Genomic DNA, 15704 nt, shown 5'->3' on the forward strand with positions numbered 1-15704 from the left:
TTTTATCAAGAAAAAAGTAACAACAAAAATTCATTTTCTACTAATTTCCTCAACGCAAACCAAAGAGTTGTTAAATATAATCGAAGAAAAACCAAAGTCGTGAACGGATACGGTGAACAGATAAGATACGAGAACGTCATATTGATCATGTTTTATAAAAAATGTAATAAATCATAAACAGATAACCTACTTATTGAGGAGTTAAAAATATTAACTAAATAAGTAATATTGAGTTATTGTAAATCAATTAAATAAATTCATAATTTACGCTAATAAAATATTTTGAGACAAGCAATTGGGAAAAGTTTTTAGTTTATTCTTTTACTGTTTGACCGAAAAAAACACATCTGATATGGCGTCCCCACAGATAGCAAAACAGAAGCCATACCTTGCCCCTCCCTTCCTGCAACTATTTTTCTTTTCATCTATAAGCTGATGCTTGCTGATCGCAAATTTTTATAAGAAGCGCTTTTTTTTTATGGGTAGTATTGACTAAATGGTGAATGGATAGAAAAAATCTGGAATAGACAATATGTATTAGCTGCAGCGATAGAAAGATCTATAAAAAAGAAAAGCCTATAAAGAAACAGCGTATAGCATTAAACGTAGCCCGTAGGGGAATCGAACCCCTGTTTCCAGGATGAAAACCTGACGTCCTAACCCCTAGACGAACGGGCCATATGACAGAATAGCCAGCTAGTATGAACTAGCTAGCTATTACTAAGGTCAGGTAATATAAAAAAGGATCTCAAATGATATTTACCACCTGGGTTGCAAATTACTAAAGGAATAGAGATGCAAAATTATAACCAGCATTAAGCGTTAGATAGTGTGGCTTAGCTTGTTTGAAATCAGTAGCATCTGAGAATATAGTTTGTGACTTATCTGATTCTAGCTTAAAGCTATTCATAAAGTTGAGACCATATTTAAGGTCAACAAATAATCCAAAAGTACACTCATATGCCACACCAGCAGTAGCTGCTACACTAAAGCCTGCTATCTCTTTTTTTTGATCATCAGTAAGCTCAAAGTTTGCACCCGTTTTTTTACAAGTTGTGCTAAGTGGCATATAAGGAGCAGCACCGACCATAACCTTTAAAATACCTTGTTCTTGCTGACGACCAAGTGGATAAACACATACACAAATGGGAACATGCACGCCATGGCTCAACATAGTAATAGATGGAGTAGAAGCGTTTTTATCACTATTTTTAGTATCACTGGCATTACCTGCTTGTGCTTCTAGTGTAAATCCTTGCCTCAAGTAACCGAGTTGTAATTCAGCACCTATATAATCGTTAAAAGCATATTCGCCATAAAGACCACCACAAACAAAAAAGTTGTCAAGATAATTATGCTCGCTGTTTTTACTACTAATCTTAGTCTCAGAATTGTATCCTACATAGGGGGTGATACTCCCACCAAGCTTTGCACCGAAGCCAAAAGAACTTACTTCTGCTTGTGCATTAAGGGCAGTGCAAGCAAGAACGCCTGCCATTAACGTTTTTTTTATTCTTGTCATATCTTAATTTATATTTAAAAATTGTATCTATTATGAACTTTTTACTCTAGAATTATTACTTAATTATAACTTCTATTACAGGGCATTAACTTGGCTTTAGGCAAGCCAGCCCACCCGACCAAATGACTTAATAGCAGCAATATTAAGGCTAATTTTAAAAAAAAACAAATAAAGATGGGGCATTATTTTATTTTCCGTGAAACTGAGTTAAATAATAAGGCCTATAACTAGAAATATCTGTCCAAAGCTGTTGTTGAAATTTTGGAAACGCCAAGCTTCCTATGTGTATGGCAGAAGGAACGATATCTTCTATGAAACGAACATTTGGTTGACCTGCAAGCAATATTTTACATTTTAGCACCCCATCTCCAAAAAAAAGTAAAGGTTGCTTAGGCAGTTCATCTCTGTATGACTGGCTATCCAAGAGCGCCACATGAGCAGAACGCTTGATTTGGCCTAATTGGTCAGCTATAAGCGTATAAATAGCACTCCTCCTGGCATCAATGGCCGGACATAACAAAGTCTCCCCATTCACAAAGGGAGCCATACCATATGCCATAGCTTCTAAGGTACCAACTGCAATCAGTGGAATAGCTAGTCCATAGCAAAGGCCTTTTGCCACTGCAGTGCCAATCCGTAGGCCTGTGTAAGAACCAGGACCACCAGATATGGCTACAGCTACTAAAGATTGGCGATCATGGTTGCTATTTTTTAATAAATCTTCTATGAAGGGCATCAAGTATTCCGAATGGGAACGGTCGACTAAGCGTGCACTATGGGCTACAAGCTTTCCGGCTTCATGCAACGCAACGGAACAAGCAGCTGTGGCGGTTTCAATGCTTAAAATAAGCGACATAAAAATATTTTTATTTTAAGTCTATTGCCTACTAGGTGTATGACAAAGAAAACTACTCATCAAATCAAAATACAACATAGGCCAGGTAGCACTTACTTTACAAACATATGGATTGGGTTTTAAGAAATCTAATTTAGTTTTTAATGTGACCTTTGGCATATAAGCTTGTAGCTGACGATAAGCCAATGATTTCTTTTGAATCAACCCACCTACCAGCAACGCACAGGAGGTACGTTCTAATTGCATAACCTGTATGACAGCCGATAGACAAGTTAAAAAGTCATCGGCTGTGTTATAAGTAAAAAGATTGCAATAGAGTAGCTTACTTTTCTTATGCAGGACTATATAAAAATAGTCCTCTGCCAACCAGACAAATAATTCTGTTTTAGGTAGACATTCTACTTGAAATCCCTCGATAATGGCATTAACTTGATGAATAATATACAAATTACTACCGGTATAGCGCTTTCTAAACCAATCTAAAACAGCGGCATTTTCTGAAAAGACAACGGACACTTTGGCCAATGGATGGGTGAAAGAGATCACCTCATCATTTGGATCTACACCACATGCAACATGCATATAGGCAGGCAAATCTTTTTTACTTAAAAGCAAATGAGGCAAAAGGGTAAACTTGCGATTTGAAACAGATAAAGTAACAGAAGACCAATCTTTTTTAATCAAAAAAAAATCTTGGTTATACAATTGTTCCAAGCTTTTGATATAGCTTGGCTGATTTGTATCCATAGGGAGCTCATATATGCCCAATAGGACGCATTCTTGGGTAGTCCGTTCTATACAACAGACTTTAATCAAACCATGGCCTATACTAATAGATAAATGGTAATGACTGCTTTTATCAAAATTGAATTTGCTTGGATGAACAACAGAAAGAATTTTTTTTGGGAAGACTTCCATATTTTCTTGCTGGGATGGCTATTTTTTGGGCAGAAGTAAAGATATGTATCTAATTTTTTACTTCACATCTATCTAATATAGGGGTTTTTACTTAACTTTACATCGAATACATCAATTAACCTCTTTATTGGGAATATGAAAAAAATAGCTCTTATTCTTTTACCATTTCTCCTGTTGTATGGCCTAGGTAAGGCAACTTTTAAAACTTTGTATAGCCATCGTCCACCCACTACTGTAATCCATGAAGTAACTTTTGTAAATATTATACGAGACTTAGAATTACTGAATAGTTGGCTGCTCAATAGATATGATCCTAAAGAAACTATAGATATATTACACCATCAAAACTATCAAAAAATATTAGCCTTATATAAGGTAGATCCGAAAAGCTTTAAAGAGAGTGTAAAGTATTATCTAGAAGCTTCTTCGGAGAGGGCCCTTACTATTTATGAAAAAGTCTATATAGCTTTAAACGCACTTGCTAGTGAGTAAACGCCTTGTAAAACAGAGATACTAGTGGTATCTTAAGTATCTATTGCAAAGGCAACTTAGTGTTTAATTTATGTTATTTAATATGTGATAATGGAATCCACTATTGCGATTGGTAGTTACGTACAGCTTAAAGATCACCCTAGCATAGGTGAAGTGGTACGTATAAGCCTAGATAAAAAAGTATTGGTTGCTGTCGGCATGTTACATTTTTACTTACCACTTCACGCCATTGAATTAGTAAAATCTCCATCGCCTATTGCCAAAACAGCTGCTAAACGAAACAAATTTAGCAGGGTTAAACCATCTAAGAAAATCGATCCTGTACTTGATCTACATGGCTTGAACAAAGCACAAGCGTTATTGGTATTAGAAAAGTTTCTAGATCGCTCCTTATTATTAGGTCATAGTCGATTAAAAATCATCCATGGACAAGGAATGGGCATTTTACGTAATGCGATACGCAAATATTTAAACGACCACCCTTTAGTAAAAGAGGTAATAGGGGAAAGTCCCATAGATTGCATGGCAGGTATGACCATAGCTCAGCTATAGCCTTCATGTTATCTAAGCTTAGTATCCTAGTCTTAATACTTCTTTGGCAGAACTACTGATCAATTTTTTATTTAAACCAGCTTTTAAAGATGACCCCAACGATTAATGACTATTCAGCAGATAATATCCAAATCCTAGAAGGGTTAGAAGCAGTGCGCAAACGCCCTGCCATGTACATTGGGGATGTAGGCATAAAAGGATTACACCATCTTGTTTGGGAAGTAGTAGACAACTCTATTGATGAGTCTTTAGCAGGCCATTGCACTAAAATTGGTATTATTATTCATGAAGATAACGCTATTACCGTATGGGATAACGGTCGTGGGATTCCTGTTGGCCTCCATCAAAAAGAACAAAAATCAGCCTTAGAGGTAGTTATGACCACACTCCATGCAGGGGGTAAATTCGATAAAGATACCTACAAGATTTCTGGTGGCTTGCATGGTGTAGGGGTTTCTTGTGTAAACGCATTATCCATTCACTTAGAAGTTACCGTATACCGAAATGGAAAAATATACAAGCAAGCATATGCCCAAGGCATTCCACTCTACGCTGTTAAAGAAGTAGGTACTACCCAACTACGAGGCACCACCGTTCATTTTACACCAGACAGTGCTATTTTTACCACTACGGTCTATAACCTACATACGATTGTCAATAGGTTACAAGAGCTGGCCTATCTAAATGTAGGGTTAAAGATGGAACTAGAGGATCGACGTGAAAAAGATGAACAAGGTAACCCTTTCAGCCAGCACTTCCATTCTCAAGGAGGACTTCGAGAATTTGTTGCCCATTTAGACAGCACCAAAGTGTCCATTATGCCCGCCCCTATTCTTGTAGAGGGAGAAAAAAACAATGTAGTGGTGCAAGTTGCCATGACGTACAACACGGGCTATTCTGAGACAGTGGTTTCCTATGTAAACAACATACATACCCTTGAAGGGGGCATGCACGTAACTGGATTCAGAAGAGCCTTAACACGCACCTTAAAAAACTATGCGGATAAATCTGGGTTATTAGAAAAAGCAAAAATAGAAATTATTGGAGATGACTTTAGAGAAGGTTTAACCGCTGTAATTTCTGTAAAAGTGGCAGAACCTCAGTTTGAAGGACAAACAAAAACCAAACTAGGTAATGCAGAGGTACAAGGTGCTGTAGAAAGCTGTGTAGCCGAAGCATTGCATTACTACTTAGAAGAACACCCTAAAGAGGCAAAGCTGATTATTAATAAAGTGATCGTAGCTGCCCAAGCCCGCCAAGCTGCTCGGAAAGCACGTGAAATGGTTCAACGCAAAAATGTCTTAATGAGCAACAGCCTGCCTGGTAAATTAGCTGATTGTTCCGAACGAGACCCGACCCTTTGTGAACTCTTTCTGGTCGAGGGTGATTCGGCTGGTGGTACGGCTAAAATGGGTAGAAACCGAAGGTTCCAAGCCATTCTTCCCTTAAAAGGGAAAATTTTAAATGTAGAAAAAGCGCAAGCATATAAAATATACGATAATGAGCAGGTCAGAAATATGATCACAGCATTAGGTGTAACCATGGGCACGGATGGTAGTGACCAAGCCATCCATTTAGATAAGTTACGCTACCACAAAATTGTCATTATGACCGATGCAGATGTAGATGGCAGCCATATTCGCACCCTTATTTTAACGTTTTTCTTTCGCTATATGCGCGACATTATAGAAAAGGGTTACCTTTACATTGCTTCCCCTCCACTCTACCTGGTCAAACGAGACAAAGCGGAACAATATTGTTGGACAGAATCAGAAAAAGAAGCCTATGTAGCGCAATTTAGCGCTAAAGATGGAAAAGCTGATGCTGTATTTGTACAACGTTATAAAGGGTTAGGTGAGATGAATGAAATTCAACTTTGGGATACCACTATGGATCCCACCCGACGAAACCTAAAACAGGTAACCATAGCTTCTGCGCTGGCAGCAGAACATCTTTTTTCTATGTTAATGGGAGATGAAGTACCACCTCGCAGGGAATTTATAGAACGTTACGCCAAATACGCTAAATTAGATGTGTAAAGTAAGGCGTTTTTTTATTTTTATAGGTATACAGCAATGGTCAGAGCTGAATAGACATTTTTTTATGGTAAGCTTATAGCTTTCTTAACTTAAACTCTTTAAATTCACGGTAGTAATCCAACGGTTGTGTAACATTTAAACATTTCAAGTAAAATGATCTTTAGAAATCTATATTATCTAATCTTAGGTATGCTATTAGGGACTGTATTAGGCGCTTTCATTTGCGATGATACTAAGAAAAAAATAACAAAAGCAATGCAAAAAAAAGCAACACAGCTATCTGGTTGTCTTAAATCATCTTCTGAAAAGGCTGAAGAAGCCATTCATACTATTAAAAATGCCGTTAAGGGATTAACCTAAATAAGTTTATAATAGACTGGGTTAATTCCTATAATAAATAATATATGTCTAAAAAATTATGGTTAGGTTGGGGGGCATTTTTAGGTACGCTTGCTTTATGGTTTTTGATCCCTAATAGCCATAAGGGAAAACTAAACAAAAAGCTATATTTGGGTATACAACGGGCTTCTTTATCTATTGTAAAGCAACATTTATTGAGCCCTTGGGTAAAAAAGATAGTAGCGCTGCTTTTTTAGCAGCCTGCTTATTTATACCTCTTCAACCTATTTGTATCCATTCCCTACTGGGGAAAAAGTGAAACACAAAAATGCTATTATATTTAATAACCAGCGTAGTATGAACCTTAAGTTAACACTATTGCGTCAACACATGTCCCCTGACAAACTTCAGTCAATCAAGTTGCTTTTTTAGGTATAACCCCGCCATACCGCGTGAATGCACACGCATACTTATTTGCAATTCTATTTATATTTTTGTATTAATTGAGTAGCAAATAAAATCAATTCGTTGTTTTATTACTGCTTTAATTAAGTTTTTTTCCTTAATCAGCTTAAGCAGGGGGAAGAATCTAATATAGGTTATCAGATTGTTTATTGCGATCATTCTGCTTGGTGGTTATGGTTATAATTATTTCATTACTAGATCAAATTATGATTACTATAAACAAAAAAAATATACAAGCTCATCTACTTTTATGCATCTGGCTCTTAGCCTTTTATACCTTCGTTTCTTGTATAGGTATAACGCAATCACTAGGTGTCAATAATGCGACACCAGATCAAGCAAAACATTTGTCCGTAAAGGATCATATGTTCTTAAGTAAAGCGGTTTTAGAAGATCTTGACAAACATAATCTCTCAGCAAGCAGTATAGCGTATTGGCTTGATCAAGGTCTAGATATAAATGCAAGTGATGATGAAGGCTGGACACTATTATTCTATGCAGTAGAGCGTAATCTAGATGTTACTCCAATGTTAATAGATAAAGGGGCCAATGTGACTGCAAAAACTAAAACCGGCCAAACGCTTTTATTCTTTATCAGAGATTTTAATGAACCTATTTTAAAGAGATTAATAGACAAAGGAGTAGATGTGAATGCACAAGACAACAAACAAATGACTGCATTAATGTATGCAGCCTCACACCAGTCTGTAGAGGTAGCCAAATACTTAATACAACAAGGAGCAAAAGTGGATATGCAAGATAATAAGAAGCAAACTGCTGCCGATTATGCAAAGACTGATGAAATGAAGGCATTATTGGATCAGCACAAAGAATCAAAAGAAATAAAAGTATTAAAAGAGTTGGTTAGAAAGCATCCTATGTCACTACATTTAGCCATTGTGCACGATCTTACTAAGTATAATTGGATAGAAGAAAGGGTACAATATTGGCTTAATCAAGGTCTAAATATACAGGCAAGTGATGATGCAAGCTGGACACTATTATTATATGCACTAAAGCATAACCCATCTATTGCTCCAATATTAGTAGAGAAAGAAGCTGATGTGCATGCAAAAGATAATAAAAAAAGGACTCCATTAATGTATGCAGTCATGAAGGGACCTACATATATCCATATTGTGAGAGCCTTACTAAAACAAGGAGCAAGAGTGGATCCACAAGATAAAGATGATGAAGGCAAAACTGTTTTCGATTATGCATCCGCTTATCCTCAGATCAAGGAATTGTTAGATGCCTACAAAGACAGACCTAGATGAATCAGAGTAGGCTCATTTGACCAAACATATGCATCATTTGTTATTCTATAGCCTCCCAAAATAGCCTTTCAAAAAGGTAATACATTCAGATAAATATTAAGGCATACCAGCTACTTATTAAGTGTAGCTACTAAAATAATGTTTTTGTGTTTGTTCAAGAACATTGGTAAAAAAGGCTTTTTGATACCATTTTTTGCTTGATCAAAAAATAGAAAAAACCAAGCCCTTCGTCCTTGTATCTCTCCTTCGGCTGTTTTTTATTTTAGTTGTTACGCTCACTTGCTGAGCGTAACTATTTTACAAGGGTCGTTTTTTAGGTCTACTGCTGCCAGAGTAGTGGAATAGAATACCTATTTTCTTTAATATAAAAGTGGCAGAAACCTATCTAACCCACCACTCCTGTGTGCTGGCTGAATAGGAACTTGCATCTTTTACAAATACTCTTTACATTGATATTTGATGATGTATTTCTAATATAGCTATTTTAAATAGTCATTGGTAATGGCTACTATCGTTATGAGCAATAACAAGTATAAAATAAAAAAGCAGCAAGCAGGTAGCATATTGCCTGCCAAAGAGACGATGGCTATGTTAGCCTGCTTTTGTTTTTGTACAGCACTAACTGGTAGTTGTAATAATCGCCAGAAAAACGGAAGCCATAATCTAGCCAAATACACTACGCTTGATCAGGCTCCATATAATCATACAAGCGAACAAGATCTTTTAGCAGAAGATTATTATGATCATAAGCAATGCCTATCTGAAGGTAAATGCCTACTTGAAAAAGCAGTAGCAGGTGATCAAAATGCTATAAAAGCTTTGTTTAAAGGTATCAATCTTAAGCCTGCACATAAAACAGAGCTACGCTCCTCTTACAAAGAAGCTACTGAGCTACTTTCCTATAACCAAGCAAGTGAGCTTCATAACCATAGTAGCTATAGTACAATTATTAAGCGATTAATCGAACACAAAGCAGATTTAAATGATCGGAATAGAGCTGGAGAGACAATGCTTACAGCAGTAATACTAACTATATCAGTACACGTAAAGGGAGATAACCAAAGCTGGATAACACTTCTGGATTTACTACTGCAAGCTGGGGCAAATCCTAATTGCTTAAATGCTAAGGGAGAAGCTCCTTTAGCAATAGTAGGTAAAGTAAAAAACAATGAAGATCAACAAAAAATTGTTGCCTTACTGATCAAGCATGGTGCAAATCCGCTTTGTGCTTCAACCAATAAATTTACTGAAAAATATATTCGAAATGCCGTCATAAATCAGCTAGAAAAATTGGATCTATCTCCAATAGATCACAAAGAATTAGCAAACGTTGATGCAAAGCTACACGCATTCTTTAATGAGAAGTATAACGGGCCTAATCCTCTCCTAATAGGAGAGGAAAATAGAACTTGCATAGCATGTTATAAAAAAGAAAAAGAGCCCACGACCATCAAAATGCCTTCATGTGGCCATTACGTTCATGGCTCCTGCTTAGTGGGGTCGCTTATTAATCAATCTAAAGGATCTATAGAATTAAGTCTTTTACCTTCCTATACTTACAAACATCTTTGTCCTTGTTGCAAGGAAGTGATAAGCGATTCATATATAAAAGATTTAAGTAAATTTTACAGTGGAATAAAATTCAGCCGGAAGGATATTACTATAGCTATGCATATACTATTGATGATCCCACTCACAATGTCCACCCTACACTATTTAACACCTCTATTACTTTTGTAGTAGCCACCTGTTGAGCCTTACTAACCGTATCTATTCATGACATGAATAAAAAAGCCATTAACCTATTTTTCCCATAGCACAAAATTTCTCTGTTCGCTCTTGCAAGAGCGTCTCAATAGATTTATTGGATAGCTTTTCTAAATGATTAAGAATACTCTTTTTAATAAGCCCTGCTGCTGTTGGTAAATCTCTATGAGCCCCCCCTATGGGCTCTTTAATAAGCCCATCTATCAAACCAAAATTTAACATGTCTTTGGCTGTTATTTGTAACATTTCTGCAGCTTGCTCCTTATAGTCCCAACTTTTCCAGAGGATAGAAGAACATGATTCAGGTGTAATAACAGAATACCAGGTATGTTCTAACATAAGCACATAGTCACCTATAGCAATACCCAAAGCACCTCCTGAAGCACCCTCTCCTATCACAATGGATATAATGGGTACGCGTAGCCCAAACATAGCTTGAATATTGCTAGCAATAGCTTCTGCTTGCCCACGCTCTTCTGCTTCCATGCCTGGATAGGCACCAGGGGTATCTATAAAAGTAATAATGGGTTTGTTAAATTTTTCTGCCAAGCGCATCAAACGAAGTGCTTTGCGATACCCTTCTGGATTGGGCATGCCAAAGTTGCGCATTTGCCGTTCCTTGGTAGTTCTGCCTTTTTGGTGACCGATAAACATGATAGTTTGCCCATTGATCGTACCAAAGCCACCCACCATTGCCTTATCATCTCCTGCCAAACGATCTCCATGTAGTTCAACAAAACTTTCTGTAATCTGTTGGATATAGTCCAGTGTATAGGGCCTATCTGGATGGCGGGCCAGCTGAACCCGTTGCCATCTGGTTAGATTTTGAAACGTTCTCTTTTGTAACGCTTTTATATCATTGGCTAACTTTTCAATGGAGGCCATAAGCGCTGGGGCATTTTGCGCCTTGGCCGCTTCTTGCATCTTAGCAAGCTTTTCTTCAAGCTTAACAATTGGTTTTTCAAAATCTAATAACATAACGTGGAGATTTGATTAACTTTTATAGCCAAATCTAATGCTTTTTTAGCATAACCTAGCTTACCCTATAACTTTTTCATTAAATTGGAGCTAATAGTTATTAGACCTCTTGCATAGATGAAAAAGTATACAACACAACCGCAACTCAACTTAATAGAAGTTGCAAAAGCAATCAGCCATTTTTGGGAAGCCAACAAAACATTTGAACGCTCCATGGAGCAGCGTCAAGGGCAAGAGCCTTTTGTTTTTTTTGAAGGCCCCCCTTCAGCCAATGGTGCGCCGGGTGTACATCATATTTTAGCCATGGCTGTTAAAGATCTTTTTACCAGATATAAGACCATGCGAGGCTATTATGTGCGCCGCAAAAGTGGTTGGGATACGCATGGATTACCCGTAGAACTTCAAGTGGAAAAGCAGTTAGGTATTACCAAGGAAGATATTGGTAAAAAAATTAGCATTATCGATTATAATCAGGCCTGTCGCGCAACCGTTATGGCCTACAAAAGCGAGTGGGAAACGGTTAATAAGGAGCTAGGCTATTGGAAAGATAACCAAAATCCTTATATCACCTACGAGCGCGATTATATTGAATCAGTTTGGTACTTACTAAAAGCACTGTACAACAAAGAACTCCTCTATAAAGGATATACCATACAACCTTATTCACCTATTACAGGAACAGGGCTAAGCTCCCATGAATTAAACCAGCCAGGCTGCTATAAGTTAGTAAAAGATATTGCTATTGTAGCCCAGTTTAAACAATTGAATAAGGAAAACGAATACTTTTTAGCATGGACAACCACCCCATGGACCCTTCCTGCCAATAGCGCCCTGGCAGTAGGCCCTACGATCAACTATGTTAAAGTAGCCACGATCAATCCCTATACCCATCTTCCTATTCAGGTTATCTTAGCAGAAGATGCCCTAAGCCGTTTCTTTACAAGTACACCAACTAGCTGTGATAGCTATCAGATTGATTATCAAACTAATCCTACTAGCTTGCCTTGGGAGATCATTGCTAGCTATACAGGAAGAGATCTAGTAGGCTTACGTTATGAACAGCTCTTGCCTTATGTAGCACCTAAAGGGGATGCCTTTAAAGTAATTGCAGCAGACTTTGTAACCACTACAGAAGGTACCGGGATTGTGCACATTGCCCCTACCTTTGGGTCAGATGATTACCGGATTGCTCAAAAAGAAAATATTGCCTCTATTATGGTCACCAATCCAGCAGGTGAATCAATACCGATTGTAGACAAAAAAGGTCGATTTGTAGCGGAAATTACTGATTTTGCCGGACTTTATGTAAAAGCAGCTTACCAAACAGATACGACTTTACCACCTGTAGACCTACTAATTGCCACTAAACTAAAACAAGAAAACAAAGCATTTAAAGTAGAAAAATATGAGCACAGTTATCCCCATTGCTGGCGTACCCATACACCCATTCTCTACTATCCACTAGATGCCTGGTTTATTAAAACAACCGCCTATAAGGAATTATTAATTGAATTAAACGATACCATTAAATGGAAACCTGCCGCTGTAGGAAAAGGACGTTTTGGTAATTGGCTGGAGAATCTAGTAGATTGGAATTTAAGTCGTGAACGCTATTGGGGCATTCCTCTCCCTATCTGGCGTACAGCTGATCAAAAAGAAGAAAAATGTATTAGTTCCCTAGCAGAACTTACTTTTGAAGTAGAGCAAGCTATATTGGCTGGCTATATGAAAGAAGCTTTACCGGCAACTATTGATTTACACCGTCCTTACGTAGATGAAATCGTACTAGTCAGTAGCAATGGGTTACCTATGTATCGAGAAACAGCTGTAATAGATGTTTGGTTCGATTCCGGTGCAATGCCTTGTGCACAATGGCACTATCCATTTGAAAATCAAGAAATTTTTGAAAAAGGATTTCCGGCTGATTTTATTGCAGAAGGGATAGACCAAACCAGAGGATGGTTTTTTACCTTGCATGTTATTTCAACCTTACTTTTTGAAATACCTGCCTTTAAAAATGTAGTAGTCAATGGACTCATATTGGATAAAAATGGTAATAAAATGTCTAAAAGTATTGGCAATACCATTGACCCAATGGAGCTATTGGCAGAATATGGTCCAGATGCCATACGTTGGTATATGATCAGCAATGGTAATCCTTGGGATAACTTAAAATTCGATAAAGCAGGTGTAGCAGAAGCAGCCCGCAAGTTTTTTATTACCCTACATAGCACCTATAATTTTTTTGCACTTTATGCCAATTTAGATGAGTTCTATTTTCAGAAAGAGCTACTAACCCATAATGATCTAAATCAGAGTGACCGGTGGATTATCTCTCGTTCCCACACACTCATTAAAACCGCAACCAAAGCCTATGATCACTATGAGCCTACCTTAGTAGCTAGAATGATTCAAGATTTTGTAATTGATGATTTAAGCAACTGGTATGTAAGGCTTAATAGAAAAAGGTTTTGGAAAAACAGCCAAGATAAAGACAAAGAAGCCGCCTATCAAACGCTCTATCATTGTCTGATAACAGTTGCCAAACTAATGGCACCTATAGCTCCTTTTTATGCAGATTACCTTTACCAGGCATTGAATAATGTAACGCAGCAAGAAAAAAATAACTCTGTCCATTTAACTGATTTTCCAGTAGCCTCGGCAGAGGCCCTAGATTCCATGTTAGAAATAGAGATGGGACAAGTACAAAAAATTGTTTCTCTAGCACATGCTTTACGTAAGAAGCATAAAATCAAGGTACGTCAACCTTTGCCTAGCATGCGCATTGCTGGTCTATTTGCTTCAGCTGGATGGTTTCGTTTAGAAGCCTTAATTAAAGCAGAAATTAATGTAAAGCAAATAGATTATGTAGATGATACCCATTATCTTAAAAAAGCCAAACCTAATTTTCCCCTTTTAGGGAAGCGGTATGGTCATAGAATGAAAGAGCTTAGTGCCGCTATTATAGCTTTGAAACCAGCTGAAATCTATGCTTTAGAGCAAGGCCATACCCATCTATTAACCTTAGCAGGTGAACCCATTCAACTGACCCTATCAGATATATTTATTGTTACAGAAGATATACCCGGCTGGTGTGTGGCCACAGAAGGAGAAATAACCATTGCACTAGATACCACCTTGAATCACGCACTTGAAAAAGAGGGTATCGCACGTGAATTTATCCACCGTATTCAACAATTACGAAAAAAACTTAATTTTGATATACAAGATAAAATAACAATTGATATACAAGGGGATCAAAACTTGATCGGTCAAGCCATTACCATCCACAGAGATTATATCTGTACCGAAACACAAGCCATACAAATACAATTTGTAGCTGAGCTAACAGGAACCGAAATAGATATAGAAGGTGTACTAGTAGTAGTTCGACTCACTAAGGTAGGATAAGTTTATCTGTAACGCATTACAGTTACAGCTTAGGTTACGAAACCCAAAATATTTCTTCATAAGAATTATTTTTTGTAAAATTAGGAGATACCGTATTTGAGTTTTAAAGCTATTACCATAGCCAGATTACGCCAATTTTGTATCTGTTGAAGCAATGGCGTCCACTTTGAGCTGCTTAAACATTAATCCGAACGCAATAACCCAATTTTTTATACTAGCTGACTAAGTTAACTAAAAAATGATTAAGAATAGGCTATTAAAAACAATAGGGGCTATGCTTCTATCTATAACGCTATTTTCACTGGATGCTTTTGGGCATGAGGTAGGTATATTTGTGTCAGGGCTTTCTTACCATATAGGAGCTAATGCTTTTAAGCCAGCCTACAAAAGCGCGCCACTTGGTTTAGATAAAAACGGGGCTTTTGTGGTGAATCCAGGCATTGGGCTAGTGTATGATCACCGTGACAAAGCAAAAGGCAGTTCTTTTTCATGGTCTGCAATAAGTATAGCGTTTTATGATTGTGATACTAGATTAGCCTTCGCAATAGGGGGAGGTGGAAGATATAGGTATTATATCATCAATAGAGATTTATCCTTGGATATAGATTTGGGCCTTACCCTATATAGTGCGCAAGATTGGTACACTTCAAAATATCACATTTCATTCATGCCTTTTCCTTCTTTAGGAATAAATTATCACTTGGGTAAAATAAGTAATAAAGGTATGGCCGTTGGAATAAAAACTACTTTCTCACCTAAAAATGAAGCACACTCCTCTACAGGAAGCTTTAATCTGTTATTTACTTATTTATATCTTAGTTACTCCTATCCATTTAACGCCAGAACAGCATGCACCAAAAAAGAAAATTAGCAACACAGCTTGTTTGAACCCGCGCAGCGGGTGAGTGCTGTTGTATCCGTTCACCACTGTGGCAGAAATTTGCTTTTCGGCCTGTTTTAGGCGTGATTCGTTTCCGTTCACCACTATGGCTTATGCTAGAAAAAAAACGCGCCCTTTGAAAAAAGTGCGATCAGAAAGCGCAGTTTACAGATGAAAAGAAAAACAGTTGCAGGGATGGATTGCAGGT

Annotated in this window: 13 protein-coding genes and 1 tRNA gene; 9 read left to right on the forward strand and 5 right to left on the reverse strand. The window is 37.4% G+C overall.

Annotation, left to right across the window (positions count from 1 at the left end):
- Positions 1 to 606 precede the first annotated feature (606 nt).
- From MUW73_RS03190 to MUW73_RS03205, 4 genes are all read right to left on the reverse strand, one after another.
- A tRNA-Glu gene (locus tag MUW73_RS03190) sits at positions 607 to 678 on the reverse strand.
- Positions 679 to 781: 103 nt separating this feature from the next.
- Complete coding sequence (locus MUW73_RS03195; protein WP_243018317.1) at positions 782 to 1522, reverse strand: outer membrane beta-barrel protein; 741 nt, start codon at positions 1520 to 1522, stop codon at positions 782 to 784.
- 187 nt (positions 1523 to 1709) lie between these two features.
- Positions 1710 to 2378, reverse strand: a complete 669-nt coding sequence (tsaB, locus tag MUW73_RS03200) for a tRNA (adenosine(37)-N6)-threonylcarbamoyltransferase complex dimerization subunit type 1 TsaB (RefSeq protein WP_243018319.1) — start codon at positions 2376 to 2378, stop codon at positions 1710 to 1712.
- Positions 2379 to 2399: 21 nt separating this feature from the next.
- A complete protein-coding gene (locus MUW73_RS03205; RefSeq protein ID WP_243018320.1) occupies positions 2400 to 3296 on the reverse strand; it encodes a DUF3822 family protein in 897 nt (298 codons plus the stop codon).
- Between the two features lie 135 nt (positions 3297 to 3431).
- On the opposite strand from MUW73_RS03205, the gene MUW73_RS03210 reads away from it, so the two are divergent.
- The 7 genes from MUW73_RS03210 (at position 3432) to MUW73_RS03240 (ending at position 10200) form a co-directional block, all read left to right on the forward strand.
- A complete protein-coding gene (locus MUW73_RS03210; RefSeq protein ID WP_243018321.1) occupies positions 3432 to 3788 on the forward strand; it encodes a DUF4296 domain-containing protein in 357 nt (118 codons plus the stop codon).
- A 90-nt stretch (positions 3789 to 3878) separates the two neighbouring features.
- Positions 3879 to 4340 (forward strand): Smr/MutS family protein, encoded by a 462-nt coding sequence (locus MUW73_RS03215; RefSeq protein ID WP_243018322.1) that lies wholly within the window; start codon positions 3879 to 3881, stop codon positions 4338 to 4340.
- An 89-nt stretch (positions 4341 to 4429) separates the two neighbouring features.
- Positions 4430 to 6379, forward strand: coding sequence for a DNA topoisomerase (ATP-hydrolyzing) subunit B (gyrB, locus tag MUW73_RS03220; protein ID WP_243018323.1), 1950 nt, complete (start codon positions 4430 to 4432; stop codon positions 6377 to 6379).
- 153 nt (positions 6380 to 6532) lie between these two features.
- On the forward strand, positions 6533 to 6739 hold the full coding sequence (locus MUW73_RS03225) for a hypothetical protein (protein WP_243018324.1): 207 nt from the start codon (positions 6533 to 6535) through the stop codon (positions 6737 to 6739).
- Between the two features lie 44 nt (positions 6740 to 6783).
- Entirely contained in the window at positions 6784 to 6975 is a 192-nt protein-coding gene (locus MUW73_RS03230) for a hypothetical protein (protein WP_243018325.1), read from the forward strand.
- 381 nt (positions 6976 to 7356) lie between these two features.
- Positions 7357 to 8460 carry an ankyrin repeat domain-containing protein gene (locus MUW73_RS03235; RefSeq protein WP_243575250.1) on the forward strand — a complete coding sequence of 368 codons (1104 nt, stop codon included), beginning with the start codon at positions 7357 to 7359 and terminating at the stop codon, positions 8458 to 8460.
- Positions 8461 to 8976: 516 nt separating this feature from the next.
- Complete coding sequence (locus MUW73_RS03240; RefSeq protein ID WP_243575251.1) at positions 8977 to 10200, forward strand: ankyrin repeat domain-containing protein; 1224 nt, start codon at positions 8977 to 8979, stop codon at positions 10198 to 10200.
- Positions 10201 to 10257: 57 nt separating this feature from the next.
- Here the strand turns inward: MUW73_RS03240 and MUW73_RS03245 are convergent, their stop codons facing one another.
- Entirely contained in the window at positions 10258 to 11205 is a 948-nt protein-coding gene (locus MUW73_RS03245) for an acetyl-CoA carboxylase carboxyltransferase subunit alpha (protein WP_243018329.1), read from the reverse strand.
- A 117-nt stretch (positions 11206 to 11322) separates the two neighbouring features.
- Here MUW73_RS03245 and ileS point away from each other — a divergent pair, with 117 nt between their 5' ends.
- Entirely contained in the window at positions 11323 to 14616 is a 3294-nt protein-coding gene (ileS, locus tag MUW73_RS03250; protein ID WP_243575252.1) for an isoleucine--tRNA ligase, read from the forward strand.
- Positions 14617 to 14854: 238 nt separating this feature from the next.
- Positions 14855 to 15487 carry a hypothetical protein gene (locus MUW73_RS03255; RefSeq protein WP_243018333.1) on the forward strand — a complete coding sequence of 211 codons (633 nt, stop codon included), beginning with the start codon at positions 14855 to 14857 and terminating at the stop codon, positions 15485 to 15487.
- The last annotated feature ends 217 nt before the right edge of the window (positions 15488 to 15704 follow it).

This window comes from Candidatus Cardinium sp. cByotN1 (assembly GCF_022810525.1).
GTDB lineage: Bacteria > Bacteroidota > Bacteroidia > Cytophagales > Amoebophilaceae > Cardinium.

Bases quoted from the DNA above. Each gene is read 5' to 3' on its own strand.
- gyrB (WP_243018323.1), top strand. From the start codon at position 4,430: ATGACCCCAACGATTAATGACTATTCAGCAGATAATATCCAAATCCTA.
- MUW73_RS03205 (WP_243018320.1), bottom strand. From the start codon at position 3,296: ATGGAAGTCTTCCCAAAAAAAATTCTTTCTGTTGTTCATCCAAGCAAA.
- MUW73_RS03245 (WP_243018329.1), bottom strand. From the start codon at position 11,205: ATGTTATTAGATTTTGAAAAACCAATTGTTAAGCTTGAAGAAAAGCTT.
- MUW73_RS03215 (WP_243018322.1), top strand. From the start codon at position 3,879: ATGGAATCCACTATTGCGATTGGTAGTTACGTACAGCTTAAAGATCAC.
- ileS (WP_243575252.1), top strand. From the start codon at position 11,323: ATGAAAAAGTATACAACACAACCGCAACTCAACTTAATAGAAGTTGCA.
- MUW73_RS03225 (WP_243018324.1), top strand. From the start codon at position 6,533: ATGATCTTTAGAAATCTATATTATCTAATCTTAGGTATGCTATTAGGG.
- MUW73_RS03240 (WP_243575251.1), top strand. From the start codon at position 8,977: ATGAGCAATAACAAGTATAAAATAAAAAAGCAGCAAGCAGGTAGCATA.
- tsaB (WP_243018319.1), bottom strand. From the start codon at position 2,378: ATGTCGCTTATTTTAAGCATTGAAACCGCCACAGCTGCTTGTTCCGTT.
- MUW73_RS03255 (WP_243018333.1), top strand. From the start codon at position 14,855: ATGATTAAGAATAGGCTATTAAAAACAATAGGGGCTATGCTTCTATCT.
- MUW73_RS03195 (WP_243018317.1), bottom strand. From the start codon at position 1,522: ATGACAAGAATAAAAAAAACGTTAATGGCAGGCGTTCTTGCTTGCACT.
- MUW73_RS03235 (WP_243575250.1), top strand. From the start codon at position 7,357: ATGGTTATAATTATTTCATTACTAGATCAAATTATGATTACTATAAAC.
- MUW73_RS03230 (WP_243018325.1), top strand. From the start codon at position 6,784: ATGTCTAAAAAATTATGGTTAGGTTGGGGGGCATTTTTAGGTACGCTT.
- MUW73_RS03210 (WP_243018321.1), top strand. From the start codon at position 3,432: ATGAAAAAAATAGCTCTTATTCTTTTACCATTTCTCCTGTTGTATGGC.